This window comes from Salinimicrobium soli (genome assembly GCF_048323655.1).
GTDB classification, from domain to species: Bacteria; Bacteroidota; Bacteroidia; order Flavobacteriales; family Flavobacteriaceae; genus Salinimicrobium; species Salinimicrobium soli.
In genome coordinates, this window is sequence record NZ_JBLUWW010000006.1 from 22,295 (window position 1) to 48,378 (window position 26,084).

General features: G+C 40.2%; 37 protein-coding genes. 34 read left to right on the plus strand and 3 right to left on the minus strand.

Annotation, left to right across the window (positions count from 1 at the left end):
* The first annotated feature begins 6 nt into the window (after positions 1-6).
* The 32 genes from rpsJ (at position 7) to ACNORC_RS13825 (ending at position 18,410) form a co-directional block, all read left to right on the plus strand.
* A complete protein-coding gene (gene rpsJ / locus ACNORC_RS13670) occupies positions 7-312 on the plus strand; it encodes a 30S ribosomal protein S10 (RefSeq protein ID WP_010181931.1) in 306 nt (101 codons plus the stop codon).
* Between the two features lie 150 nt (positions 313-462).
* Positions 463-1,074 carry a 50S ribosomal protein L3 gene (rplC, locus tag ACNORC_RS13675; protein WP_418336231.1) on the plus strand — a complete coding sequence of 204 codons (612 nt, stop codon included), beginning with the start codon at positions 463-465 and terminating at the stop codon, positions 1,072-1,074.
* A complete protein-coding gene (gene rplD / locus ACNORC_RS13680) occupies positions 1,074-1,703 on the plus strand; it encodes a 50S ribosomal protein L4 (RefSeq protein WP_418336232.1) in 630 nt (209 codons plus the stop codon). The genes rplC and rplD overlap by 1 nt, the downstream gene beginning before the upstream one ends.
* Positions 1,704-1,708: 5 nt before the next feature.
* Positions 1,709-1,999, plus strand: a complete 291-nt coding sequence (gene rplW, locus ACNORC_RS13685; RefSeq protein WP_228915699.1) for a 50S ribosomal protein L23 — start codon at positions 1,709-1,711, stop codon at positions 1,997-1,999.
* A 9-nt stretch (positions 2,000-2,008) separates the two neighbouring features.
* On the plus strand, positions 2,009-2,836 hold the full coding sequence (gene rplB / locus ACNORC_RS13690) for a 50S ribosomal protein L2 (protein ID WP_418336233.1): 828 nt from the start codon (positions 2,009-2,011) through the stop codon (positions 2,834-2,836).
* A gap of 6 nt (positions 2,837-2,842) precedes the next feature.
* A complete protein-coding gene (gene rpsS / locus ACNORC_RS13695) occupies positions 2,843-3,121 on the plus strand; it encodes a 30S ribosomal protein S19 (RefSeq protein ID WP_029037132.1) in 279 nt (92 codons plus the stop codon).
* Positions 3,122-3,129: 8 nt separating this feature from the next.
* Positions 3,130-3,537 carry a 50S ribosomal protein L22 gene (gene rplV / locus ACNORC_RS13700; RefSeq protein ID WP_418336234.1) on the plus strand — a complete coding sequence of 136 codons (408 nt, stop codon included), beginning with the start codon at positions 3,130-3,132 and terminating at the stop codon, positions 3,535-3,537.
* 8 nt (positions 3,538-3,545) lie between these two features.
* Complete coding sequence (gene rpsC / locus ACNORC_RS13705) at positions 3,546-4,268, plus strand: 30S ribosomal protein S3 (RefSeq protein ID WP_418336235.1); 723 nt, start codon at positions 3,546-3,548, stop codon at positions 4,266-4,268.
* 19 nt (positions 4,269-4,287) lie between these two features.
* Positions 4,288-4,707: a 50S ribosomal protein L16 gene (gene rplP, locus ACNORC_RS13710; RefSeq protein WP_418336236.1), complete on the plus strand. Its 420-nt coding sequence runs from the start codon at positions 4,288-4,290 to the stop codon at positions 4,705-4,707.
* Between the two features lie 11 nt (positions 4,708-4,718).
* The gene (rpmC, locus tag ACNORC_RS13715) at positions 4,719-4,910 is read left to right on the plus strand and encodes a 50S ribosomal protein L29 (protein WP_418336237.1); all 192 of its coding nucleotides are present in this window, start codon (positions 4,719-4,721) and stop codon (positions 4,908-4,910) included.
* A gap of 17 nt (positions 4,911-4,927) precedes the next feature.
* Positions 4,928-5,185: a 30S ribosomal protein S17 gene (gene rpsQ / locus ACNORC_RS13720; protein WP_093113468.1), complete on the plus strand. Its 258-nt coding sequence runs from the start codon at positions 4,928-4,930 to the stop codon at positions 5,183-5,185.
* A gap of 2 nt (positions 5,186-5,187) precedes the next feature.
* Entirely contained in the window at positions 5,188-5,556 is a 369-nt protein-coding gene (rplN, locus tag ACNORC_RS13725) for a 50S ribosomal protein L14 (protein ID WP_189604913.1), read from the plus strand.
* Positions 5,557-5,568: 12 nt separating this feature from the next.
* Positions 5,569-5,880 (plus strand): 50S ribosomal protein L24, encoded by a 312-nt coding sequence (gene rplX / locus ACNORC_RS13730; protein ID WP_418336238.1) that lies wholly within the window; start codon positions 5,569-5,571, stop codon positions 5,878-5,880.
* A gap of 2 nt (positions 5,881-5,882) precedes the next feature.
* Positions 5,883-6,434, plus strand: a complete 552-nt coding sequence (rplE, locus tag ACNORC_RS13735) for a 50S ribosomal protein L5 (RefSeq protein ID WP_418336239.1) — start codon at positions 5,883-5,885, stop codon at positions 6,432-6,434.
* Between the two features lie 2 nt (positions 6,435-6,436).
* Positions 6,437-6,706, plus strand: coding sequence for a 30S ribosomal protein S14 (gene rpsN, locus ACNORC_RS13740; RefSeq protein WP_418336240.1), 270 nt, complete (start codon positions 6,437-6,439; stop codon positions 6,704-6,706).
* Between the two features lie 71 nt (positions 6,707-6,777).
* Entirely contained in the window at positions 6,778-7,176 is a 399-nt protein-coding gene (gene rpsH / locus ACNORC_RS13745) for a 30S ribosomal protein S8 (RefSeq protein ID WP_418336241.1), read from the plus strand.
* Between the two features lie 19 nt (positions 7,177-7,195).
* On the plus strand, positions 7,196-7,738 hold the full coding sequence (gene rplF / locus ACNORC_RS13750; protein ID WP_418336242.1) for a 50S ribosomal protein L6: 543 nt from the start codon (positions 7,196-7,198) through the stop codon (positions 7,736-7,738).
* Positions 7,739-7,749: 11 nt separating this feature from the next.
* Positions 7,750-8,106, plus strand: a complete 357-nt coding sequence (gene rplR, locus ACNORC_RS13755; protein ID WP_418336243.1) for a 50S ribosomal protein L18 — start codon at positions 7,750-7,752, stop codon at positions 8,104-8,106.
* Positions 8,107-8,111: 5 nt separating this feature from the next.
* Positions 8,112-8,636, plus strand: coding sequence for a 30S ribosomal protein S5 (gene rpsE / locus ACNORC_RS13760; protein ID WP_029037144.1), 525 nt, complete (start codon positions 8,112-8,114; stop codon positions 8,634-8,636).
* A gap of 12 nt (positions 8,637-8,648) precedes the next feature.
* Complete coding sequence (gene rpmD, locus ACNORC_RS13765) at positions 8,649-8,831, plus strand: 50S ribosomal protein L30 (protein WP_418336244.1); 183 nt, start codon at positions 8,649-8,651, stop codon at positions 8,829-8,831.
* 9 nt (positions 8,832-8,840) lie between these two features.
* Positions 8,841-9,293: a 50S ribosomal protein L15 gene (gene rplO / locus ACNORC_RS13770; protein ID WP_418336245.1), complete on the plus strand. Its 453-nt coding sequence runs from the start codon at positions 8,841-8,843 to the stop codon at positions 9,291-9,293.
* Positions 9,294-9,303: 10 nt separating this feature from the next.
* Positions 9,304-10,641 (plus strand): preprotein translocase subunit SecY, encoded by a 1,338-nt coding sequence (secY, locus tag ACNORC_RS13775; protein ID WP_418336246.1) that lies wholly within the window; start codon positions 9,304-9,306, stop codon positions 10,639-10,641.
* On the plus strand, positions 10,641-10,856 hold the full coding sequence (gene infA / locus ACNORC_RS13780) for a translation initiation factor IF-1 (RefSeq protein WP_013073244.1): 216 nt from the start codon (positions 10,641-10,643) through the stop codon (positions 10,854-10,856). The genes secY and infA overlap by 1 nt, the downstream gene beginning before the upstream one ends.
* A 5-nt stretch (positions 10,857-10,861) precedes the next feature.
* Complete coding sequence (gene ykgO / locus ACNORC_RS13785; protein ID WP_037325435.1) at positions 10,862-10,978, plus strand: type B 50S ribosomal protein L36; 117 nt, start codon at positions 10,862-10,864, stop codon at positions 10,976-10,978.
* A gap of 2 nt (positions 10,979-10,980) precedes the next feature.
* A complete protein-coding gene (gene rpsM, locus ACNORC_RS13790; RefSeq protein ID WP_418336247.1) occupies positions 10,981-11,355 on the plus strand; it encodes a 30S ribosomal protein S13 in 375 nt (124 codons plus the stop codon).
* Positions 11,356-11,363: 8 nt separating this feature from the next.
* Entirely contained in the window at positions 11,364-11,753 is a 390-nt protein-coding gene (gene rpsK / locus ACNORC_RS13795; RefSeq protein WP_029037149.1) for a 30S ribosomal protein S11, read from the plus strand.
* Positions 11,754-11,844: 91 nt separating this feature from the next.
* Complete coding sequence (rpsD, locus tag ACNORC_RS13800; RefSeq protein ID WP_418336249.1) at positions 11,845-12,450, plus strand: 30S ribosomal protein S4; 606 nt, start codon at positions 11,845-11,847, stop codon at positions 12,448-12,450.
* Positions 12,451-12,470: 20 nt separating this feature from the next.
* Complete coding sequence (locus ACNORC_RS13805) at positions 12,471-13,463, plus strand: DNA-directed RNA polymerase subunit alpha (RefSeq protein WP_418336250.1); 993 nt, start codon at positions 12,471-12,473, stop codon at positions 13,461-13,463.
* A 96-nt stretch (positions 13,464-13,559) separates the two neighbouring features.
* Positions 13,560-14,051 (plus strand): 50S ribosomal protein L17, encoded by a 492-nt coding sequence (gene rplQ, locus ACNORC_RS13810; protein ID WP_418336251.1) that lies wholly within the window; start codon positions 13,560-13,562, stop codon positions 14,049-14,051.
* Positions 14,052-14,199: 148 nt separating this feature from the next.
* Positions 14,200-15,321 (plus strand): glutamine-hydrolyzing carbamoyl-phosphate synthase small subunit, encoded by a 1,122-nt coding sequence (gene carA, locus ACNORC_RS13815; protein ID WP_418336252.1) that lies wholly within the window; start codon positions 14,200-14,202, stop codon positions 15,319-15,321.
* A 176-nt stretch (positions 15,322-15,497) separates the two neighbouring features.
* Positions 15,498-16,790 (plus strand): phosphopyruvate hydratase, encoded by a 1,293-nt coding sequence (eno, locus tag ACNORC_RS13820; protein ID WP_418336253.1) that lies wholly within the window; start codon positions 15,498-15,500, stop codon positions 16,788-16,790.
* Positions 16,791-17,120: 330 nt separating this feature from the next.
* Positions 17,121-18,410 (plus strand): citrate synthase, encoded by a 1,290-nt coding sequence (locus tag ACNORC_RS13825; protein WP_418336254.1) that lies wholly within the window; start codon positions 17,121-17,123, stop codon positions 18,408-18,410.
* 48 nt (positions 18,411-18,458) lie between these two features.
* Here the strand turns inward: ACNORC_RS13825 and ACNORC_RS13830 are convergent, their stop codons facing one another.
* On the minus strand, positions 18,459-22,211 hold the full coding sequence (locus ACNORC_RS13830) for a glycosyltransferase (protein ID WP_418336256.1): 3,753 nt from the start codon (positions 22,209-22,211) through the stop codon (positions 18,459-18,461).
* Positions 22,201-23,517, minus strand: coding sequence for a glycoside hydrolase family 2 TIM barrel-domain containing protein (locus tag ACNORC_RS13835; protein ID WP_418336257.1), 1,317 nt, complete (start codon positions 23,515-23,517; stop codon positions 22,201-22,203). Before ACNORC_RS13835 ends, ACNORC_RS13830 begins: the two co-directional genes overlap by 11 nt.
* Before the next feature lie 188 nt (positions 23,518-23,705).
* On the opposite strand from ACNORC_RS13835, the gene ACNORC_RS13840 reads away from it, so the two are divergent.
* Positions 23,706-24,617 carry a dimethylarginine dimethylaminohydrolase family protein gene (locus tag ACNORC_RS13840; protein WP_418336258.1) on the plus strand — a complete coding sequence of 304 codons (912 nt, stop codon included), beginning with the start codon at positions 23,706-23,708 and terminating at the stop codon, positions 24,615-24,617.
* A gap of 9 nt (positions 24,618-24,626) precedes the next feature.
* Entirely contained in the window at positions 24,627-25,559 is a 933-nt protein-coding gene (ctlX, locus tag ACNORC_RS13845) for a citrulline utilization hydrolase CtlX (RefSeq protein WP_418336259.1), read from the plus strand.
* A gap of 43 nt (positions 25,560-25,602) precedes the next feature.
* Here the strand turns inward: ctlX and ACNORC_RS13850 are convergent, their stop codons facing one another.
* Positions 25,603-26,034 (minus strand): hypothetical protein, encoded by a 432-nt coding sequence (locus tag ACNORC_RS13850; RefSeq protein ID WP_418336260.1) that lies wholly within the window; start codon positions 26,032-26,034, stop codon positions 25,603-25,605.
* Positions 26,035-26,084 lie beyond the last annotated feature (50 nt).

The following is a 26,084-nucleotide window of genomic DNA, read 5'->3' on the forward strand; positions in this document are numbered from 1 at the left end:
AGGAAAATGAGTCAAAAAATCAGAATAAAACTAAAATCTTACGATCATAACCTGGTAGATAAATCTGCCGAGAAAATCGTAAAAACCGTAAAAAGTACGGGTGCTGTGGTAACTGGTCCAATTCCATTGCCAACACACAAGAAGATCTTTACTGTATTGCGTTCTCCACACGTGAACAAGAAGTCAAGAGAACAATTTCAATTAAGCTCTTACAAGAGGTTACTTGATATTTACAGTTCATCTTCTAAAACTATTGATGCCTTGATGAAGCTTGAATTGCCAAGTGGAGTGGAGGTAGAGATTAAAGTGTGATGAAGCACTTGGTCGCGAACAGGTTTCGAGGCCTATAACATGTCCCGAGCAGTTGGCAAGGGAAAAACGGAGAAAAATACATTCAGGATTGGAAGTGTTTTTCAATCCTGAATATTTTTAAATAAATAATTTAATAACTAATAATTAATTATGTCTGGGTTAATAGGAAAAAAGATTGGCATGACCAGCATTTTTGACGAGAACGGAAAGAACATTCCTTGTACCGTTATTGAAGCAGGACCATGTGTAATTACCCAAGTCAGAACCGAGGAGGTTGACGGGTACGAAGCTCTTCAACTTGGTTTCGATGACAAAAAGACTGCTAATAAGGCTGCCGAAGGGCACGCTAAAAAAGCCGGAGCCGCAGCAATGCGCAAAGTCGTTGAATTCAAGGGATTTGAAGGAGAGCACAAATTAGGTGATACCATTACCGTTGAGCATTTTACTGAAGGCGAATTTGTAGACGTTTCCGGTATTTCAAAAGGTAAAGGTTTTCAAGGTGTTGTAAAGCGTCACGGCTTTGGTGGAGTTGGTCAAGCGACTCACGGTCAGCACAACCGATTAAGAGCTCCTGGTTCTATTGGTGCTGCATCCTATCCTGCAAGGGTATTTAAAGGAATGCGTATGGCCGGTAGAATGGGTGGTGAAAAAGTAAAAGTAGAAAACCTGAGAGTTTTAAAAGTGGTTGCTGAAAAGAACCTTCTTGTAGTTAAAGGAGCAGTTCCAGGTCACAAAAACTCTTACGTAATCATTCAGAAGTAATGGAAGTAGCAGTTTTAGACATTAAAGGAAAAGAAACAGGGAGAAAGGCAAACCTTTCTGATGCTGTTTTTGCAATAGAGCCTAATAACCACGCTGTTTATCTTGATGTGAAGCAATACCTGGCAAATCAACGTCAGGGAACGCATAAAGCAAAAGAACGTGCTGAGATCGCAGGTTCTACCCGTAAGATCAAAAAACAAAAAGGTACTGGTACTGCACGTGCAGGAAGTATCAAATCTCCTGTTTTTAAAGGAGGAGGTCGCGTTTTTGGACCACGTCCAAGAAATTACGGTTTCAAGTTGAACAAAAACCTGAAGAGATTGGCAAGAAAATCTGCCCTTTCTATGAAGGTAAATGATAACTCTGTTATCGTGGTTGAAGATTTTTCATTTGATACTCCAAAGACCAAAAATTTCATTGATGTATTGAAAGCCTTGGGGTTAGAAGGGAAAAAATCTTTGGTAGTGTTGGGTGACTCAAATAAAAACGTATATTTGTCGTCACGCAATTTAAAGGCCTCTGAAGTTGTAAGTGCCTCAGAATTAAGCACTTACAAAATTTTAAACGCAAATAATATTGTGTTTTTAGAGGGGTCTCTAGAAGGAATTGAGTCGAATTTAAGTAAATAAGCATTATGAGTATCTTAATAAAACCTATTATTACAGAGAAAGCCACAGCAGATAGCGAGCTTAATAATAAGTATGCTTTTGTGGTTGATAATAAGGCGAATAAGATTGAAATAAAAGACGCAGTTGAGTCTGCTTATGGTGTTTCAGTTACTAAAGTTCGTACTATTAATGTCCGCCCAGACAGAAAGACCCGTTACACAAAGACGGGTGTGGTCACTGGTAAAACTAGTGCCTTTAAAAAGGCCTTAGTACAGGTGGCGGAAGGTGAAACTATTGATTTGTATAGTAATCTCTAAGATTAGAAAATGTCAGTTAGAAAATTAAAACCAATCACCCCTGGTCAGCGATTTAGAGTAGTAAACGGATTTGACGCGATTACTACTGATAAGCCGGAGAAAAGTTTATTAGCTCCGAACAAAAGATCAGGTGGTAGAAACAGTCAGGGAAAAATGACCATGCGCTATATTGGTGGTGGTCATAAAAAGCGTTACAGGATCATCGATTTTAAAAGAGACAAGCACGGGATTCCGGCTACTGTCGCTACTATCGAGTATGATCCAAACAGAACGGCTTTTATCGCTTTATTGAATTATCAAGACGGTGAAAAACGATATATTATTGCTCAAAATGGACTTCAGGTTGGGCAAAATGTAGTATCTACAGCTGATGCTGGTGCTCCTGAAATAGGAAACGCTATGCCATTGGCTAATATTCCATTAGGTACTATCATTTCTTGTATTGAGCTTAGACCTCACCAGGGAGCTGTTATGGCTCGTAGTGCAGGTGCTTTTGCTCAATTAATGGCAAGAGAGGGAAAATACGCTACCATCAAATTACCTTCCGGAGAGATCAGGAGAGTACTGGCGACCTGTATGGCAACTATTGGTGCTGTTTCAAACAGTGATCATCAATTGCTTGTATCAGGTAAAGCTGGTAGAAAGAGATGGTTGGGTAGAAGACCAAGAACAAGACCGGTTGTAATGAACCCAGTAGATCACCCAATGGGTGGTGGTGAAGGTCGTGCTTCTGGAGGTCACCCACGTTCTAGAAAGGGAATCCCTGCAAAAGGATACAGAACCCGTTCTAAGACGAAAGCGAGTAATAAATATATTGTAGAACGTAGAAAGAAATAATAAGATATGGCACGTTCATTAAAAAAAGGACCTTACGTTCACTATAAACTAGAGCAAAAAGTAGCTCAGAACACAGAATCCGGAAAGAAAGCGGTTATCAAGACCTGGTCAAGGGCTTCAATGATCACTCCTGATTTTGTTGGGCAAACTATTGCTGTGCACAACGGACGTCAATTTGTTCCTGTGTACATTACTGAGAACATGGTAGGTCACAAATTAGGTGAATTTTCACCAACAAGATCTTTTAGGGGTCATGCTGGTGCTAAAAATAAAGGTAAAAAATAATTGAAGCTATGGGAGTTCGTAAAAGAGAAAGAGCAGAGCAAACTAAAGAAGCTAAGAAGCAAATAGCTTTTGCCAAGTTGAATAACTGCCCTACTTCGCCAAGAAAAATGCGTTTGGTAGCAGACCTTGTTCGCGGTGAAAAAGTAGAAAAAGCGCTTCAAATTTTGAAATTCAATTCTAAGGATGCGTCTAAAAGCCTTGAGAAACTTTTATTGTCGGCTATTGCTAACTGGCAAACAAAGAACGAGGATGCTAGCATAGAAGATGCAGAGTTGTTTGTAAAAGAGATTCGTGTTGACGGAGGTAGTATGTTGAAAAGACTACGTCCTGCACCACAGGGTCGTGCACATAGAATTAGAAAACGTTCCAATCACGTTACATTGGTGCTTGGATCAAACAATAATACACAAAGCTAAGTAAGAGTATGGGACAGAAAACAAATCCAATCGGGAATCGTCTTGGTATCATCAGAGGATGGGAATCTAACTGGTACGGAGGAAATGACTACGGTGACAAGTTAGCCGAAGACGATAAGATTAGAAAATACATCCATGCTCGTCTTTCTAAAGCGAGTGTATCAAGAGTGATCATTGAGCGCACACTTAAACTTGTAACCGTTACTATCACCACTGCCCGTCCTGGTATCATTATCGGGAAAGGTGGACAGGAGGTAGACAAGTTGAAAGAAGAGCTTAAGAAGATCACTGACAAGGAAGTTCAAATTAACATCTTTGAGATTAAAAGGCCAGAACTTGATGCTCATTTAGTAGCATCCAGTGTTGCTAGACAAATTGAGAATCGTATCTCTTACCGTAGAGCAATCAAAATGGCTATTGCGGCTGCAATGAGAATGAACGCTGAAGGGATTAAGATCCAGATTTCAGGCCGTTTGAACGGTGCTGAGATGGCACGTTCAGAATCTTACAAGGATGGAAGAATTCCATTGTCAACATTTAGAGCCGACATCGATTATGCTTTAGTTGAAGCTCACACTACTTATGGTAGATTGGGTGTAAAAGTATGGATCATGAAAGGCGAGGTATACGGTAAAAGAGAGCTTTCTCCACTTGTTGGCATGGCCAAAAAACAAGGAGGAAAATCCGGAGCCGGACGAAGTGGTGCACCAAAATCACGTCGTAGAAAGTAATTTTTTAAAGTAAAGAAAAATGTTACAGCCTAAAAGAACAAAATATCGCAAAATGCAGAAGGGCCGTATGAAGGGAAATGCTCAAAGAGGGCATAGACTTTCGAACGGAACTTTTGGGATCAAGTCTTTAGACTCCAATTTTGTGACTGCGAGACAAATAGAAGCTGCGCGTATTGCCGCTACCCGTTATATGAAAAGAGAAGGTTCCCTTTGGATCAAGATCTTTCCAGATAAACCTATCACTAAGAAACCTCTGGAGGTACGTATGGGTAAAGGTAAGGGTGCCGTTGAATACTGGGCAGCAGTTGTGAAACCAGGAAGAATACTTTTTGAAATCGGAGGTGTGTCTTATGATGTTGCAAAAGAGGCGCTACGTCTTGCAGCTCAAAAGCTTCCTGTGAAAACTAAGTTCATTGTAGCTAGAGATTATCAAGCTTAAAAAGAGACGTTATGAAACAATCAGAAGTAAGAGAATTGTCTGTAGCAGAATTACAGGAAGAACTTGGTAAGTCAAGAAAAGCATATTCCGATCTAAAAATGGCTCACGCAGTATCGCCATTAGAGAACCCAATACAGTTGAGAGCTGTAAGACGATCTATAGCGAGGCTTGCTACAGAGTTAACTAAAAGAGAACAACAATAAGTGTTATTCTGCTGAAAATGGAAAAAAGAAACTTAAGAAAAGAACGTATAGGTGTTGTTACCAGTAATAAGATGATGAAATCAATCGTGGTTTCTGAAACTAAAAAAGTAAAACACCCCATGTATGGAAAATTCGTTTTGAAAACGAAGAAATACGTGGCACACGACGAAACAAACGACTGCAACATTGGAGATACTGTAAGGATCATGGAAACTCGTCCTTTAAGTAAATCTAAATGCTGGAGATTAGTAGAAATAATTGAAAGAGCGAAGTAATTATGGTACAACAAGAGTCTAGATTAAGAGTTGCAGACAATACCGGAGCTAAAGAAGTTTTAGTTATTCGTGTATTGGGCGGTACAAATAGAAGATACGCTTCTGTTGGAGACAAAATAGTTGTCAGTGTTAAAGAAGCTACACCTAATGGAAACGTAAAAAAAGGTGCAGTTTCAACAGCAGTTGTTGTTCGTACCAAAAAAGAAGTGCGCAGACCAGACGGATCTTATATCCGTTTTGATGACAATGCGTGTGTTCTTCTTAACCCTACCGGGGAAATGAGAGGAACCCGTGTTTTTGGTCCTGTAGCACGTGAACTTCGTGATAAGCAGTTCATGAAGATTGTATCATTGGCACCTGAAGTGCTTTAATACAGAATTAAAATGAGAAAGCTTAAAATAAAAACAGGAGATACTGTTCGTGTTACTGCCGGAGATCATAAAGGTCAGGAAGGTAAAGTACAACAGATCTTCCTGGATAAGAACAAAGCAATCGTGGAAGGTGTAAACATGGTTTCCAAACATGAGAAGCCAAGTGCAGCTAACCCACAGGGAGGAATCAAGAAGAAGGAGGCACCTGTTCATATCTCTAACCTGTCTTTGATAGACAAGAATGGTGAAACTACCAGAGTTGGATACAGAACAGAGGATGGTAAGAAAGTAAGATTTTCCAAAAAATCCAATGAAGTAATTTAGTTATGGCATACGTACCAAGACTTAAACAAGAGTATAAAGAGAGAGTAATCTCAGCTCTTACAGAAGAATTCAGCTACTCCAATGTTATGGAGGTTCCAAAACTACAGAAGATAGTTGTGAGCCGAGGTGTTGGAGCTGCTGTAGCAGATAAGAAACTTATTGATCATGCGGTAGATGAATTAACAGCTATCACCGGTCAAAAGGCGGTTGCGACCATTTCTAAAAAAGACGTTGCTTCTTTCAAACTTCGTAAAGGAATGCCAATTGGCGCTAAAGTTACTTTACGAGGAGAGAGAATGTATGAATTTTTAGATCGTTTGATCACATCGGCACTACCACGTGTTCGTGATTTCAACGGGATCAAGGCTACTGGTTTTGATGGAAGAGGAAACTATAACCTGGGTGTTACAGAACAGATCATCTTCCCCGAGATCGATATTGACAAGGTGAACAGAATTAATGGTATGGACATTACTTTTGTTACTTCTGCCAATACCGATAAGGAAGCAAAATCATTGTTAACTGAACTAGGATTACCCTTTAAAAAGAATTAATTATGGCTAAAGAATCAATGAAAGCCCGCGAGGTTAAGAGACAAAAATTGGTAGATAAGTACGCTGAAAAACGCAAAGCTTTGAAAGAAGCTGGTGATTACGAAGCGCTTCAAAAACTGCCAAAAAACTCTTCTCCAGTTCGTTTGCACAATCGTTGTAAGCTAACCGGAAGACCACGAGGGTACATGAGACAGTTTGGTATTTCCCGTGTTACTTTCAGGGAAATGGCAAACAATGGATTAATTCCCGGGGTAAAGAAAGCTAGTTGGTAGAAATATAAATTGGAGGAAGGTTCGGCCTGATAATTGTCAGTAGCGAAAACCACTTCCGCAAATTGAAATAGATGAATACAGATCCTATTGCAGATTATTTGACAAGAATTAGAAATGCAGTGGCAGCCAACCATAGAGTTGTGGAAATCCCTGCTTCTAATCTTAAGAAGGAAATCACTAAAATTTTATTCGACCAGGGATATATCCTTAGTTACAAATTTGATGACTCAACCGCACAGGGAAGCATCAAGATCGCTCTTAAATACGATAAAGTAAGTAAAGAGCCTGTGATTAAGAAAATTCAACGAATAAGTAAACCTGGTTTACGTAAGTATGCCGGTGCCAACGAATTACCACGTATCCTTAATGGATTGGGTATCGCGATTGTTTCTACTTCTCACGGTGTTATGACCGGAAAGCAGGCACAACAAGAAAAAGTTGGTGGCGAGGTATTGTGCTACGTTTACTAATATTTAAAGACGCAAAGAAATGTCAAGAATAGGTAAAAATCCAATCACAATTCCTGAAGGTGTTACAGTAGACCTGAAAGACGGAGTTGTTACGGTAAAAGGAAAATTAGGAGAACTCAAGCAGGAGATCCAGGATATCGATGTGAAAATCGAAGATGGGGTTATCACTTTTGAGCGCGCTTCAGATAAGAAAGATCTTAAAGCCAAGCACGGTCTATATCGTGCCTTGATCAGTAACATGATCGAGGGTGTGGCTAACGGCTATACTAAAGAGCTGGAATTAGTGGGTGTTGGATATAGAGCTTCAAACCAGGGTCAAAAATTAGACCTTGCGGTTGGGTTCTCTCACAACATTATTATAGATTTGGCCCCGGAAGTCAAAGTAGAGACAATCTCTGATAAGGGTAAAAACCCTATCGTGAAATTGACTTCTTTTGATAAGCAATTGGTTGGCCAGGTAGCTGCGAAAATTCGTTCTTTCCGTGCACCAGAACCTTACAAAGGAAAAGGTATTAAGTTCAAAGGAGAGCAATTAAGAAGAAAAGCAGGTAAATCAGCTTAATAAGTTTAGATATGGCATTGTCAAAACAAGATAGAAGAAATAAGATAAAGAAGAGAATCCGTAAGGATATCGTCGGTACAGGAGAACGTCCAAGGATGTCAATTTTCCGTAGCAATAAAGAAATTTATGCTCAGATCGTGAATGACCAGGACGGAACTACTATTGTAGCCGCTTCTTCAAGAGACAAAGATGTTGCTTCACCAGAAGTTAGCAAAAAAGAACAGGCTGCTTTAGTTGGTAAAGCCATCGCCGAAAAAGCCTTAAAGGCAGGTATTGACACCATCTCTTTTGATAGGGGAGGTTACTTATACCACGGAAGAGTTAAATCATTAGCAGAAGGTGCTCGCGAAGGAGGACTTAAATTCTAGAAGATATGTATCAGGATTATAAAAACGTAGAACTTGTAAAACCGGGTGGTCTTGAATTGAAAGATCGTTTGGTGGGTGTACAACGTGTTACTAAAGTTACAAAAGGTGGTAGAGCATTTGGTTTTTCTGCTATTGTAGTTGTAGGTGATGAAAATGGTGTTGTAGGCCACGGGTTAGGAAAATCTAAAGAGGTAGCAGATGCTATTTCAAAAGCAGTAGAAGACGCCAAGAAAAACCTGGTTCGTATTCCTTTGAATAAGGGTACACTTCCGCATGAGCAAAAAGGGAAGTACGGTGGTGCGAGAGTTATGTTGTTACCTGCAGCTCCCGGTACGGGAGTAATTGCCGGTGGAGCGATTCGTGCGGTACTGGAATCTGTTGGAGTACATGATGTACTTTCAAAGAACCAGGGATCTTCAAACCCACACAACGTGGTGAAGGCTACTTTTGATGCACTGCTTCAATTGAGGAGTGCCGAGACTGTTGCAAAACAGAGAGGTATTTCACTTGAAAAGGTTTTTAAAGGATAATAACAAGGAAAGATGGGAAAAATTAAAGTTACTCAGGTAAAAAGTGCTATTAAGCGCACTCAAAACCAAAAACGTACTTTGGAAGCACTGGGCCTAAAGAAAATTGGGCAGGTTGTGGAGCACGAGAATACGCCAAACATCCTTGGTATGGTAAATAAAGTAAAACACTTAGTTTCCGCTGAGGAAATCAAATAATAAATTCACATGGATTTAAGTAACTTAAAACCTGCAAAAGGTTCAGTTCAAAGTAACAACAAACGTGTTGGTCGTGGTGAAGGATCAGGAAAAGGTGGAACAGCCACCCGTGGTCACAAAGGAGCCAAGTCACGTTCTGGTTACTCCAGGAAAATAGGATTTGAAGGAGGGCAAATGCCACTTCAAAGACGTGTGCCTAAATTTGGATTCAACAACATTAACCGTAAAGAATACCAGGGGATTAACTTGGACACTCTTCAAACTTTAGTTGACGAGGGAAAAGTTAAAGATTCTGTTGATATGGGAGTGTTGGTTGAAAACGGTCTGGCACGCAAAAATGAAATGGTTAAGATATTAGGTAGAGGAGAATTAAAAGCTAAGTTGAAAATATCTGTTCATAAATTTACTGCCTCAGCAAAGCAAGCCATTGAGGCGGCTGGTGGTGAAGCTGTTACTTTATAATAGATAAGCAATGAAATTCATCAATACAATAAAGAATATCTGGAAAATCGAGGAGCTAAAAAATAGAATTTTAGTGACCCTCGGTTTGTTGTTGGTGTATCGTTTTGGAGCGCAAGTTGTGCTTCCAGGTGTTGATGCAGCACAATTAGCAAATTTATCTTCTCAAACAGATGGAGGTCTTTTAGGTCTTCTTAATGCATTTACAGGAGGGGCATTTTCTAACGCTTCTGTTTTTGCATTAGGTATCATGCCCTATATTTCTGCTTCTATTGTGGTACAGTTGATGGGAATCGCGGTTCCTTATCTTCAGAAACTACAAAAAGAAGGAGAGAGTGGAAGAAGAAGGATCAATCAAATCACGAGATGGTTGACAATTGCTATTACGCTGGTGCAGGGGCCGGGTTATATCTATAATCTCTTTGCAACACTCCCTTCAAGTGCCTTCTTGATTGAAAGTAATGTTACTTTTGTGGTATCATCTGTGATCATACTGGCTACGGGAACCATCTTCGCAATGTGGCTGGGTGAAAAGATAACTGATAAAGGTATCGGTAATGGTATTTCCTTATTGATTATGGTTGGTATCATTGCGACATTGCCTCAGGCTTTTATTCAGGAATTTGTATCCAGGGTAATTGAATCAAATGGTGGGGCCATCATGGTCCTTATTGAGTTAGTGATCTGGTTTGTGATCATCCTGGCAAGTGTTATGCTTGTTATGGCGGTGCGACAGATACCGGTTCAATATGCAAGAAGAACCGCTTCAGGCGGATATGAAAAGAATGTTTTTGGTTCAAGACAATATATTCCCCTTAAGCTAAATGCTTCCGGGGTAATGCCAATCATCTTTGCGCAGGCGATCATGTTCATTCCGGCTGCAGTTGCAGGGCTTTCACAGTCTGAAACTGCACAGGGAGTAACGGCTGCCTTCAGTGATATCTTTGGTTTCTGGTACAATCTGGTGTTTGCGTTGTTAATTATTATTTTTACGTACTTTTACACCGCGATTACGGTACCTACCAATAAGATGGCTGATGACCTTAAACGTAGTGGTGGATTTATTCCGGGGATACGTCCCGGATCTGAAACCGCTGAATTTTTAGATCGAATTATGTCACAGATCACCCTTCCGGGTTCCATATTCCTTGCAATGATTGCAGTGTTCCCTGCAGTTATCGTTTCACTGCTTGGAGTACAACAGGGATGGGCGTTATTTTTTGGAGGTACTTCGCTGTTAATCATGGTTGGAGTTGCAATAGATACCATGCAGCAGGTTAACTCATATTTGCTGAACAGGCATTATGATGGGTTGATGAAAACCGGTAAAAACAGAAAAGCAGTAGCATAATGGCAAAACAACCGGCAATAGAACAAGACGGAACGATCATTGAAGCATTGTCTAATGCAATGTTCCGTGTGGAATTAGAGAATGGTCATGTTGTGACCGCACATATTTCAGGTAAAATGCGCATGCATTATATTAAGTTATTGCCTGGGGACAAAGTGAAATTAGAAATGAGTCCTTATGATTTATCAAAGGCTCGAATAACTTACAGATACTAATAACTATGAAAGTTAGAGCATCAATTAAAAAAAGAAGTGCCGAGTGCAAGATTGTGCGTAGAAAAGGCAGACTGTACGTGATTAACAAAAAGAATCCAAAATTTAAACAAAGACAAGGGTAGTTATGGCTAGAATTGCAGGTGTTGATATACCAAAACAAAAGCGAGGCGTTATAGCATTGACCTATATCTTCGGAATTGGAAAGAGCAGGGCTCAGGAGATCCTTAAAGAAGCCAACGTAGAAGAAGGGAAAAAAGTTTCTGATTGGGACGATGATGAAATCGGACGAATCCGTGAAGCTGTTGGTGGCTATAAGATCGAAGGTGAATTGCGTTCAGAAGTTCAATTGAGCATTAAGCGATTGATGGATATTGGAAGTTATAGAGGAATTCGTCACAGAGCGGGATTACCGTTAAGAGGACAAAGAACCAAGAATAACTCCAGAACCAGAAAAGGAAGAAGAAAAACAGTTGCCAACAAGAAGAAAGCAACTAAATAATAAGTAGGATGGCAAAAGCAAAAGCAACTCAAAAGAAGCGTAAAGTAAATGTTGAGTCTATTGGAGAAGCGCATGTTACTGCTTCTTTCAACAACATTATTATTTCGTTAACCAATAAGAAGGGAGATGTAATTTCCTGGTCTTCTGCCGGTAAAATGGGCTTTAGAGGATCTAAGAAAAACACTCCTTATGCAGCTCAGTTAGCTGCTGAAGATGCGTCAAAAGTGGCTCACGAAGCTGGTTTGCGCAAAGTAAAAGTATATGTGAAAGGACCAGGAAACGGTAGAGAATCTGCTATTCGTTCCCTTCACAATGCCGGAATTGAAGTAACAGAGATCATCGATGTTACTCCACTACCACACAACGGATGTCGTCCTCCTAAAAGACGTAGAGTTTAATTAATAATAAGTATAAACAAAAGGAAGGGTTAACGGTTATCGAAGGACAGAGACCTTAATTCATAATCACCTTCTGTAAATTCAATTTTAAATGGCAAGATATACTGGTCCCAAGACTAAAATAGCCCGTAAATTCGGTGAAGCTATTTTTGGAGATGATAAATCTTTCGAGAAAAGAAATTATCCTCCAGGACAACACGGTAACAACCGTCGTCGTGGTAAAAAATCTGAATACGCTATCCAGTTGATGGAAAAGCAAAAAGCAAAATACACTTATGGTATTTTGGAGCGTCAGTTCAGAAACATGTTTGAAAAAGCGACCCGCGCTCAGGGAATTACAGGTGAGGTGCTTCTACAATTGGCAGAATCACGTTTAGACAACGTTGTCTATAGAATGGGTATTGCCCCTTCAAGACGTGGTGCAAGACAATTGGTTTCTCACAGACACATTACCGTTAACGGTGAATTAGTGAACATTCCTTCTTACCAGTTGAAGGCAGGAGATGTTGTTGGAGTAAGAGAGAAATCAAAATCCTTAACTGCCATCCAGGATTCATTGGCTAATTCAAGCAGTGTATACGAATGGATCACCTTCAACAATGAAACTAAAGAAGGAACCTTTGTTTCTGTACCGGCAAGAGTCCAGATTCCGGAAAATATAAATGAACAATTCATCGTCGAATTATATTCGAAATAATAATTCACAGAAGTCGTAATATGGCAATATTAAATTTTCAGAAGCCCGATAAAGTTATAATGATTGATTCAACCGATTTCGAAGGGAAGTTTGAATTCCGCCCTTTGGAACCCGGCTATGGATTGACCGTTGGTAACGCTTTAAGGAGAGTACTGTTATCTTCCCTCGAAGGGTTCGCTATTACTTCGGTTCGCATCGAAGGAGTAGATCACGAATTCTCCACTATCCCTGGGGTAGTAGAAGATGTAACCGAAATTATTCTAAACCTGAAACAAATCAGGTTCAAGAGGCAAATTGATGAAATAGACAATGAGGCCGTTACAATTTCTGTATCAGGGCAGGATCAATTGACTGCAGGACATTTTCAAAAGTTCATCTCAGGATTCCAGATCCTAAACCCAGATCTTGTGATCTGTAACATGGATAAAAAAGTGAACCTGAACATGGAAGTTACCGTGGAAAAAGGTAGAGGTTATGTTCCTGCTGAAGAGAACAAGAAAGCCAATGCTCCTTTAGGTACAATCTATACTGACTCTATTTACACACCTGTAAAGAATGTTAAGTACAGCATTGAGAACTATCGTGTAGAACAAAAAACTGACTACGAAAAGCTGGTTTTTGAGATCGTTACCGATGGATCTATCCACCCTAAAGATGCGTTGACTGAAGCTGCCAAGACTTTAATTCACCACTTTATGCTGTTCTCTGATGAACGCATTACTTTGGAGGCCGATGAAATTGCACAAACTGAAACTTATGATGAGGAATCTCTTCATATGCGTCAGTTGCTAAAGACCAAATTGGTTGACATGGATCTTTCAGTTAGAGCATTGAACTGCCTGAAAGCTGCTGAAGTTGATACCCTTGGTGATTTAGTGTCGTATAACAAAAACGACCTGATGAAGTTCCGTAACTTCGGAAAGAAATCCCTTACCGAACTTGAAGAGTTGGTAAACAACAAAGGATTGAATTTCGGAATGGACCTTTCAAAATATAAATTAGATAAAGACTAGTCGCGAATTAATTCGTAGCTGTCATTAATAATACAATAACCATCATAGTTTGCTCCCCAAAGCGGGTCGTAGCAAGATGATGAAATAAAAAATGTCATGAGACACGGAAAAAAAACAAACCATTTAGGTAGGCAAACTGCTCATCGTAAGGCGATGTTGGCAAACATGGCTTGCTCGCTAATTGAGCACAAGCGTATCAACACTACAGTTGCTAAAGCAAAAGCTTTGAAACAGTTCGTTGAGCCATTGGTGACAAAATCCAAAGAAGACACAACTCACAACAGAAGACTTGTTTTCAGTAAATTGAGAGACAAGAATGCTATTTCTGAACTATTTAGAGAAGTAGCACCAAAAGTTGGAGACCGTCCGGGAGGATATACAAGGATCATTAAACTTGGAAACCGATTGGGAGATAATGCTGATATGGCACTTATCGAACTGGTTGACTTTAATGAAACTTACAACGTTAACAAACCAGAGAAGAAGAAGTCAACGCGTAGAGCCGGTAGAAGTAAGAAATCTGCTGACACTGCAAAAACGACTCCTGAAGCTTCTGAGGACAAAAGCAACGAAGGAAAAGAGGAATAAAATGATTCTTACTTCATAAATTTTTAAAAGGATAAGCTAATTAGCTTATCCTTTTTTTATATTGTGTAATCAGATTTTAAAATATTCGGTGTTTGACCGGATGCTCAAAAAAGGTAATTTTACAACGTCTTAAAACCTGAAAAATTCTATGAAATACCAAACAAGAAAAAGAGCGATTGTGTTATTGGAAGATGGAACGATCTTCCACGGAAAAGCCGTTGGAGATCAGGATGGAAAAGCTTTTGGTGAAGTTTGCTTCAATACCGGGATGACCGGTTACCAGGAGATCTTTACAGATCCTTCTTACTTTGGCCAGATCATGGTGACCACCAATGCCCATATTGGAAACTATGGTGCTAATGAAGAAGAGAAAGAAGCCGCTACAGCACAGATCTCAGGATTGGTCTGCAAGAATTTCAGCTATAATCAATCCCGTCCTGCTGCAGATGAAACCCTAAAACAATTTTTAGATAAGAGTAACTTGTTTGCTATTTCTGATGTAGACACTCGCGCTTTAGTAACTTACATTAGGGAGAATGGTGCAATGAACGCTGTTATCACCACCCAGTTCGAAGACATGGAGGCCCTTAAAAAGGAATTAGCAGAAGTTCCAAACATGAACGGACTCGAATTAGCTTCAAAAGTTTCTACAAAGGAAGCCTATTATTTCGGAGATGAATCTGCCACCCATAAAGTGGCTGTACTGGATATAGGTGTCAAAAAGAGCATTTTGAAGCACCTCTCAAAAAGGGATGTTTACTGTAAAGTTTTTCCGTATAACACGAGCTTCGAGGAAATGGAAGAATGGAAGCCCGACGGTTATCTTCTATCCAATGGTCCGGGAGATCCTCAACCCTTAAATGAGGCTATTCAGGTTGCCAAGGATATTATTGAAAAAGACAGACCTGTCTTCGGAATTTGTCTGGGTCACCAGGTGATCGCACTTGCCAACGGGATTTCCACTTACAAAATGCATCACGGCCATAGAGGAATCAACCATCCGGTGATGAATTTGGAAACCGGAAAAGGAGAGATCACTTCACAGAACCACGGATTTTCCATTAGCGAAGAGGAAACTGCTGCACATCCTGATGTTAAGATCACGCATCAACATCTAAACGATAAAACCATTGCAGGGATACGAATGAAGAACAAAAAATGTTTTTCGGTACAGTATCATCCCGAGGCCAGTCCGGGACCAAATGATGCACATTACCTGTTCGATGAATTCATTCATAATCTCATTGCAGAAAAGCGGGTTTCACATTAGAAAACCTGAAAAAAAAGCCTTCCTTTCCGGAGGGCTTTTTTTATATTTCGTCTATAACGTTCTCGTTAATAAAATTCTCTTAAATTCCTTGAACTAGCGAGGGGCTTTTTTACTATTCTTTTGAAGTATTCGTATCTTGCGGGGACAAAATCAATAAATCATTAAAAAATTCAAATATGAGCATTATAATTAATATTCATGCCCGTCAGATTTTCGATTCCAGAGGGAATCCAACGGTAGAAGTAGATGTAGAAACTGAGAACGGAATTATTGGAAGAGCTGCGGTACCTTCGGGAGCTTCAACTGGAGAGCACGAGGCTGTAGAATTGAGAGACGGCGGAGATGATTATATGGGAAAAGGTGTTTCCAAGGCCATAAAAAATGTGAATGAAGTTATTGCTGAGGAGCTTTTGGGATATTCTGTTTTTGACCAGAATATTATTGACCAGGCTATGATCGAATTGGATGGTACTCCAAATAAATCAAAGTTAGGTGCCAACGCGATTCTAGGTGTATCACTTGCTGTTGCAAAAGCTGCAGCGAATGAACTGAATATGCCGCTTTACAGATACGTAGGCGGGGTGAGTGCCAATACACTTCCGGTACCTATGATGAACATCATCAATGGTGGTTCGCATTCTGACGCGCCTATCGCATTTCAGGAATTTATGGTAATGCCTGTTAAAGCCAAGAATTTTTCCGAAGCTTTAAAAATGGGAACCGAGATCTTCCACAATCTCAAAAAAGTGCTTCACAAAAGGGGGCTTAGCACCGCTGTAGGTGATGAAGGAGGTTTTGCTCCAACTCTTGATGGTACAGAAGACGCGTTGGATACCATTTTACAGTCAATTAAGAATGCCGGTTATACTCCTGGAGAGCAGGTGATGATCGCCCTTGATTGTGCCGCTGCTGAATTCTATGAGAATGGAAAATACGATTACACCAAATTTGAAGGTGAGAAGGGAAAAGTGAGAAGCAGCCAGGAACAGGCTGAATATCTTGCCTCTTTGGCTGAAAAATATCCAATTATCTCAATTGAAGATGGAATGGATGAAAATGACTGGGATGGTTGGAAAGCTCTAACTGATCTGGTTGGTAATAAGATCCAGTTAGTAGGTGATGACCTTTTTGTGACCAACGTTGAACGTCTTTCAAAAGGGATCACCAACAAGATTGCCAATTCGATCCTTATAAAGGTTAACCAGATAGGTACACTTACTGAAACCATTTCTGCAGTGAATATGGCTCATAACGCCGGTTATACTTCTGTTATGTCCCATAGATCCGGAGAGACTGAAGACAATACCATTGCAGATCTTGCAGTGGCATTAAATACTGGTCAGATCAAGACTGGTTCTGCTTCGCGAAGTGATCGTATGGCGAAATACAACCAGCTACTTCGCATTGAAGAAGAGCTTGGAAGTGTGGCTTATTTTCCACAGGAGAAAGCATTTAAGATCAAAAAATAAGGAGGGTCAAAAAGACCTTTTTTGGAAAGCCTTTTCTTCGGAAAAGGCTTTTTTCGTTAGAAGCTGACAAGTATCATGTTTTAAAAAGATTTGAAATCAGATATTTAAGCGAACTTAACTGAAACGAAAACGTTTTCTTTTATAGTTCACTGCTCCACCACCCGAAATGAATTTCTGGAATGACCACCTGAAGTTGTTTTGGTGTTTTATGTTAAAAATCGCTCGAAAAGCCCTTTTTTACTGAAAAGGAATCGAATTGAATTGAAGAAAAATAGCAGATTATTTTGTAAATTAGCAATCCTTAAAAAATTCACGAAAATCCATTATAATATGTCAAAAGTAGCTACTATAGAAATAGAGGGAAAAAAGTATGACCTGCCGATAGTTGTAGGAACCGAAAATGAGATTGCTCTTGATATCATGCAATTAAGAAGTCAATCTGGAGCAATAACTTTAGATCCCGGGTATAAGAATACCGGATCTTGCGAGAGTGCCATAACTTTCCTCGACGGGGAAGAAGGGATTCTTAGATACCGTGGTTATTCAATCGAAGAACTGGCAGAAAAAGCCAGCTTTCTGGAAGTAGCTTACTTACTTATCTTCGGAGAACTTCCGAATGAACTTCAATTACAAAAATTCAATACAGATATTCTCGATCAAAGTATTGTGAATGAGGACATGAAGACCGTGCTTAAAGGTTTTCCGGAGTCTGCTCACCCAATGGGTGTGCTTTCTTCCCTTACCAGTGCTTTAACTGCATTTAACCCGAAGTCGGTTAATGTTGATTCAGAAGAGGATATGTATAAGGCAATTGTAAAGATCCTTGCCAAATTCCCGGTTCTTGCAGCATGGACGCTAAGAAAGAAAAAAAACCAAAAATTATTCAATAAGGATACGAACTTAGGTTATGTAGAAAGTCTTCTGAAAATGATGTTCCAGGACGACAAAAAGAAGACTTATAAGCTTAACAGGACTGTGGTGAATGCATTGGATAAACTGTTGATCCTTCATGCAGATCACGAACAAAACTGTTCAACTTCAACGGTTCGCATAGTGGGATCTTCTCACGCCGGACTTTTCGCATCTATTTCTGCAGGTGTTTCGGCTCTTTGGGGCCCGCTTCATGGAGGTGCTAACCAGGCGGTGATCGAGATGCTCGAAGAAATTAAAGCGGATGGTGGAGATACTTCAAAATTTATTGAAAAAGCTAAAGACAAAGATGATCCATTTAGATTAATGGGCTTTGGCCACAGGGTTTACAAAAACTTTGATCCACGTGCTAAGATCATTAAAAAAGCTGCAGATGAAGTGTTAGACCAACTGGGTGTTGATGATCCAATTCTGGAAATTGCAAAAGGTCTTGAAAAAGCCGCTTTGGAAGATCAGTACTTCATTGACAGAAAACTATATCCAAACGTAGATTTCTACTCCGGAATCATCTACCGTGCGATGGGAATCCCAACCGAAATGTTCACCGTAATGTTTGCAGTTGGTCGTCTTCCGGGATGGATCGCTCAATGGAGGGAGATGCGTTTGCGCAAGGAACCAATTGGACGCCCAAGACAGGTTTATATTGGAGAAACCCACAGAAAGTTCAAAGAAATTGAAGCTAGAAGCTAAAAGAAGATTTCTGAAAACATACCAAAGCCTCACATAGTGAGGCTTTTTTTATTCCAGGGGAGTATGGAGTTTGCGGCTTAGTTGATGAACATGATCTTCGTTGGAGATCTTTACCGTGAGTAATAGTTCATAATTTTTATAATTCTTCGGAATCTTGAGATTAATAGTTGGAGCTGCGCCTAGTTGTTTCACTGCCAAATGATTGCCGAAACTATCATTTTTAACCAGACTCCATTCGAATTCCATCTTCTCATTCCCTTCCTTCCCGTAATGCCACTTGCCTTCAGAATAGATCATCGCGTTATACGTTACAACCTCACCTGCAATAAGCGGAACAGATGGTTTTAAGATTTCGAATTTTAACGGGTTTTCCGGAACTTCTTCTTTTGGATTGAAATTCGCCTCTAATTCTTCGGAAATGGCTTTTTTTCGTCCTTTTAAATCCGTCAGTCCGGTGAGGGAAAACCGATAGCTCAATCTTTCATCCTGCCAATTCTCAAAAATGACATTTTTGGATACATTTTCCGAAGACTTGAGGTAAACCGCCGGAGGAATCGAGCTTATAAAAGTTGGGATCTCTTTATTTCCGCTGTAGTTTTCTACCTGACTAATCGTTGCGCTGTCCTTTACACGCAGGCCAACAGCATCTATGGCTACAACTTTTTTGACCTTTTTCAATAGGGATGCAGTTCCCTCGTCAAGAACCAGGTCGGCTAGAACAGGAGTGGTGGGATCCAATTCCTTTATCTCCAAACTGAGATTTTGCAGCCAGTCAAGTAAAAGATCTTGCTGGTAAAACAGGAATGGCTTTTCGAAAAAGTTCTCGAGATCCAGGTCGAATGAGTAGCCAATGACAGCTTTATTTTCTTTTAGCTCCTCGATTTTTTCCAGGATATGTTTTTCCAGCTTCTGTAACTTCTTTTCATCTTCAAATCCTGAATTCGGCTCAAGGTCAAAGTTATAGATCACTTCGATTCCATTCTCCGCGGCATATTTGAGAACATTGTAATCGTAGATGCTGCCGCCCTGGTACAAAATTGTATTGAGACCCAAACTTTTCATTTTGTAAAAATCCTTTTCTATTTCCTCTTTGGTGAGGACATAGTAGTTGTCTTTCCATTCAATACCTTTTTTATATCGTACACCTCGAATAGTATTGGTTACCAATTTTATTCCGGATTTATAATAAACAGGAGTGAGCAGCTTTTCACTGCGCTTTGGATGATCACTGAAAAGTTCACTAACGATCTCTATGGAGTCTGTGGTCCAGTCAATATATTTTTCCTCATACCAGTCATTTTTGGGTATATTATTATCGAAGGCGCTGTCGAAGAGCACCACGGCCTCAATTTCAGGAAATTGATCTTCCATCGATTTGGTGGCATCACTTAGCCATTCACTCTGATTTCCTTCCATTTTTACAGAGCCAAATTCTGCAAGCATTACAGGTTTCCTGGTAAACCAATAGAATTTATCATGGAATGGCTGGTAGAGATCTTTAAAGCTTAGATCTTTTCCCTCTCCAAGAGGGCCATAATTCAATAAAGTTACTCCAATCCAATCTACATATTCATCTCCCGGGTAATAAGCTGCCATGCCTTCAGGTTTCCACGGATTCCATACAAATACCACTTTAGTTGCTCCCTGTTCTTTAAAAATCCGGTGCACATGCTTCCAGGCTGCTTTAAATTCTTTAGCTGAATTTTTTCCGGGTGCAGACCAGGGATATTGAGGATTATCAAATTCATGGGCAAAACGCAGAAAGATTGGTAGGTCATAGGCTGCTAACAGATCAGCGAATTTCCGGATGTAGGAGTCATAATGGCCTTCAGAAATATGTTGGAAGATCTGCTGGTTTTCCTGGAAATCTTCCTCATCAAGACTAGACGCCCAGGGCTCCCAGGTGATCAATGGAATGGCACCTTTAGCCGCAATATTATTCATTAAAGGAGCCGGGAAATCTGTAATACTTTCTTTGTTCCAGGCCAAATAAAAAGAAATGATGTCGAAATTTATATTTTTCCGGGCCTCAATAGAATTGATCTCTTCGAGGTCAACAAGGCCTTCGTCTTTGGCCGGATGAAATATTCCCAGATATTGTCCTGTACGTTTTTCGGTCGAAAATGCCTGTATTAACTGCCATCTGTCGGCTTCTTTTACTTCTTTTAAACCCAGGGAGAGAAAAACAACAAGCACCAGTAGAGGTAAGGCCGTGATACGGGTAAACGTAAAAGCGTTATGAAAACTATTTCGCAAAAATTGCTTAAAACTGTACAGTTTTTTAACCGTCTCCTCTTCCAAATTGGATCTTAGAATCCTGTTTTGATTGGTAACTTTTACCGTGAGGTAGATTCCAAAGATCATTATAAGAGCATTGAAAAAGGCAAATCCGGCCATAATTATGGAAAACGGGGTGAAATCTTGATTTAGCCCATAAATAATAGCAAGAATGGAAATTACTGCAACAATACTGTTGGGAATTACAATTTGAAGATTCGTATTGAATTCACTTTGTTTTGGTGTGGGGAGGTAAGGAACATTCTTATTGATCAATGTATAATAAAAACCCACCAGATAGATCCACCAGGTATTGATCTGTAATAGCCCACCCACAACGTGGAAACCTCTTTCTTGTTTTTCAATGACCCACTTTTGAATATAGGTTCTTATTAGTAAAGCACTACCGGCCAGGGGAAGTAAAGCCAAAACAAAATCTATAATATTTCCTTTCCAGGGAGTGGTTGATAAGGTTAAAGCTAGAATGGGGATGAGGAAATTTATCAGGTAAATAAGACCACACAAATAGTGGAGTGGGAGGAGTCCGAAATGTATTTTTTGACGGACACTGAGGTCTTTAAAAACCTTTGGATAGACCTTTAAAAGCAGGTCAAAAGTTCCGCGTGTCCATTTTAACTGTTGTTTGAAATAAGTGGTGAGGTTCGAAGGCGCCAGTCCTTTCGCCAAAACTTCCGGAACATATACTGCTTTCCATTTTTTGGCATATAGGAGCATAGCGGTGTGCATATCTTCACACAAACCTGGGGCATGACCATCAATACTGTCAAGTGCCGCCCGTCTAAACACACAGTTGGCTCCAATCGCATTCACCGTTCCATAAGCGTTCAGAGTCATCATCATGGGACCGTAGAACTGGAACGTCTGCTCGGCAGCACCACGTGCCACCAAAGTTTCTTTAATGTTGTAGTAGGATTGAACTATTTGTACGAAACCAATTTCAGGATCTGAAAAGTGCGGAAGGATGCGGTCCAGAAAATCAGGTTCTGGAATGTGATCAGGATCCAGAACTACTGCAATATCTCCTGTTGCGACAGTGTTGAGAGCATTATTAATGTTTCCGGCTTTTGCATCCTTCCTGTTGTCTCTGGTAACGTGGATCACTCCATTTTCCTGGCAGAATTTTTTCAGGAATGGGTCATTGGCCTCATCACAAAGGTAAGTGGTGTGCGGGTAAGTGATCTTTTCGATCGCTTCCAGGGTAGTGACGATCATCTGATAGGGTTCCCCCGGAAAATAGGTGGTCAATATATCTACCGAAAATTCGGGCGCGGATTCAGGTTCTTCAGGAATTGAAATATTGGCGTAGTTGTACCACATATAGAGCTTCCGAAGAATTCCGTATAAAATAGTAATGCTGAGTAAGATGAATAGAAAGGTATTGCCTCTGTGCTCAGGTCTGAAAAAGAAGAAAAGGAAATTCATGACGCTCAGCAGCCCAATCAGGATCATTACTTTTATAATGATCTCCTCGCGAATAGTAGGTTCCTTAATGCTATTCTTCATTTTCAGAATTTAGAACATAAAAAGGAATGTTTGCAGTAGCATAATATTCGGTTCCATTCGTGAGGAATAGGTGCACGCGGTAAGGGCCTTCATTGGAGGGGACTTTAAAAACCGCTTTTCTTCCTTCATTTCTGAAAGGAATGGGAAGTCTTTCACTGAGGCCGAAGTCGTTCCAGCTCTCTTTTCTAATCTCCCAACGATACTGTAACGCCTGATCTTTTCCTTCCGGAAGAATGGTCTCTACCTCTGCCAGTTCTCCCCCGCTTAAGACGATACTTTCAGGAGCTCCTTTCCCATTCAGCAAAATGTAGTTTAGCTCCGGACCCGGAAAAACATTATCAGAAGAATTACCTTTCCAGATCTTGTCGAGTTCATACACCACCTGGCTTTTTTTGCCTTCATGAAATGCACTATACCAGGTAGGTGTAATTTCATTTTTCTGCCCCCAGTAAAAAACGAAACTTCCTAAAGAGTTATTTTCCTTCAACGGCTCGATGTAATAGTTGTACCGCTGTCTTATTTGTTCGGCTTTTTTCGTGCTGGTCTCTTCTATCGGCACACCCCAGGAAGTGTTTTTCGCCTCCCATGGACCATTTACACCCCATTCGGTGATTACATGCGGACCATCCCAAAGTGGGGTTATTGGCCGTAGCCGTTCCTCAAAAGTGCTCAGGATGCCAAAAGAATTAAAGGAGATAAAATCGAGTTGCGGACTTTTATTGATAATGGACAGCACCCGGAGTTTATTTGCACCTATTGTAGTGGTGCTAACAGGATGATTTGGATCTACAGAATGAACCAGATCTATCAACGCATTAAAATTTGAAAAGAATTTTGTGCTTTTGTAGAGGTAAGGGTAGTAAAGTTCATTTCCCAGGTTCCAATAGAGAAGGGCAGGATGGTCCTTATATTTTCTAATTACCGGCTCTATTTTTGCCTTCATTAGATCAAATAGTTCCTGGTCTTCGTAGTATTCAGGTGCATTATTAAACTTCGGCAGCGGAATATCAACCACAACTGCCAGTCCTAATTTTTCGGCCTGATCCAGTACCGGTTGCAGGTTGGTGGTGTCGTAAATACGTGCTGTATTTGCCCCGGCTTCTTTGAGTTCAGACAGGTAATCTCTTCCCGCGGCGCCTCCTTTTATGTAGTAAGGTTCCCCATACCTGATGAGTTGATAACCAGCCTCATTTTTTTCAATATAAACAGAAGGTTTTTCCTGTTGAACAGGAGTTGGTTCTTTACAGGAATAGGCGGTAATAGATAGAACTATTAATAGTATTTTTTTGTAATCTCCGGGGGTCAAATTCTGTCTGTGTCAATCTCTACGGTACATTGCTAATATAAGAAAGTCTCACATTCCATTGCTCTGGCTGCAACTAAATAAAAACAAAAATAAATTCTGCATTTTTAAGGGATATTTCAGCCTTTTCTTTTCTGCCTTTTGGGAAGCTTACAGGTATGCTTTTTTTATATTTGCACAAATTTCTGAATATGAAACTCAACATCAAAAACGAAACTTCTCGCTTAAGGGCGGTGGTGCTTGGAACAGCTGAAAGTTTTGGCGGTACTCCGTCTTTTGCAGATGCTTATGATCCAAAATCTGCTGAACATATCAAAGCCGGTACTTATCCTGTAGAGGCCGATATGGTTAAAGAAATGGAGGCTGTTCGGGAGGTACTTGAAAAATATGATGTGAAGGTGTACCGCCCAAAAATGATTCTGGATTACAACCAGATCTTCACCCGTGATATTGCCTTCGTTATTGATGATGTTTTTGTTAAAGCCAATATCCTCCCCGACAGGGAACAGGAAATTGAGGCAATTTCAGAAGTATTCGGTTTAATTGACCCGGATAAGATCGTCAGGTTGCCCGAGGATGCCCATGTTGAAGGCGGCGACGTAATGGTGCACAATGATTATTTATTCGTGGGTACTTATTATGGCAGTGACTATCCCAACTTTATTACGGCCAGGACCAACATGAAAGCGGTGAACTACCTGAAGGAAATGTTTCCGCAGAAAAAAGTGAAATCTTTTAATCTGAAGAAATCCAATTACGAACCAAGGGACAATGCCCTACACCTCGATTGCTGTTTTCAGCCCGTGGGAAAAGACAAAGCTATTCTCTACAAAGGCGGTTTTTTAAACCTGGATGAATACGAGTGGCTGGTAAATTTCTTCGGAAAAGAAAATATCTTCGAGATCACCCGTGATGAAATGTATGATATGAACTCCAATGTTTTCTCCATTTCTGAGGACGTGGTTATTTCTGAAAGAAATTTTAAAAGGCTAAATACCTGGCTTCGTGAGAATGGAATAACTGTTGAGGAGGTGCCATACGCTGAAATAGCAAAACAGGAAGGACTTTTGAGATGTTCAACGCTTCCTCTTGTTAGAGACTAAAAGAATAGAATGAGACAAATTACAGATACCCTACTCATGATAAGGCCGGTGGCCTTTAGAATGAATGAACAAACTGCGGTCAATAATTATTTTCAGGAAGGACTGCAGCTTGAAAATGAAAAAATTAATAAGAAAGCCCAGGAAGAGTTTGATGCTTTTGTAGAAAAACTTAGGGATGCAGGAGTTAAAGTGATCGTCGTGGATGATGATGAGAAACTGGATACTCCGGATTCTATTTTCCCGAATAACTGGGTGACTTTTCATGAAGATGCCACTGCTGCCCTTTATCCTCTTTTTGCTGAAAACAGAAGAAGAGAAAGACGTGCTGAGGTCTTTGAAAAAATAGAAGAGGAAGGTTTCCTTATAAATAATGTGATCGACTATACCAGCGCCGAAGAAGAAGAACTCTTTTTGGAGTCTACGGGAAGTATGATCCTGGATAGGGTTAACGAAAAAGCTTACTGTGCTCTTTCTCCAAGAGCAAATGAGGAGTTGTTGATAGAATTTTGTGAAGATTTTGAGCTCACCCCGGTAATTTTCACCGCCTATCAGGACGTGGATGGTCGCAGAATGCCAATTTACCACACCAATGTGATGATGTGCCTGGCAGAAAATTTTGCCGTGATCTGCCTTGATAGTATCGATGATCCTAAAGAGCGTAAGAACGTTGTGAAGCACTTGAAGTCAGACGGGAAGGAGATCATAGAGATTACCGAAGCTCAAATGCACCACTATGCGGGTAACATGTTACAGGTTGCGGGAAAAGATGGGAAGAAGTTTTTGGTGATGAGTCAGTCAGCCAGAGAAAGTCTATCTCCCGTACAGGTAGCGGCCATCGAGAAGCATTGTGAAATTTTGAGCAGTGATCTTAGCACCATAGAAACCTGCGGAGGTGGAAGTGCCAGGTGTATGCTTGCAGAAATTTTTCTTCCGAAGAAATAAAAATTAAAGCCCTTTCAAAAAGGGCTTTTTTGATGCTTCTTTTTTAAAGATCTTCTATGCGCGGATTCGAATTGTCGATCTTCAGATCTTTAATTTTCCTGATGAATTGATGAATTTCAGGTTCTTTCGCTTTCGCCTGGATCTTGATAAAGTAATTGTCTTTATAGAATGAATACTCTTCTGCTTTTCCTTTATAGATCTTCATTTTATAAAAGGGTATCAGTAGGGCAAAGGAATCAGTTTTGGCTCTGAAGCTAATGATCACACCGTTCGATCGCAGTTCAACCGTACAATAACTGATGCCTTCATTAAGCACCAAAAGATTGTAAATATCAATACTGGCAGCTGTGATTAGTAGTCCCGAGAGGCTTGTATTCTTTAACTTTTGCCGTTCTTCCAAATTAAAAGGCTTTCCCACAGTGGTGTCAATAAGCTCTTTTTTGGCTGAAAAACCCTCAGAAATATTCAGTAGCATTTTCTTTTTTTATAAAGGTAGTCATTTGCCCTTAAACCCTTTACCTGAGC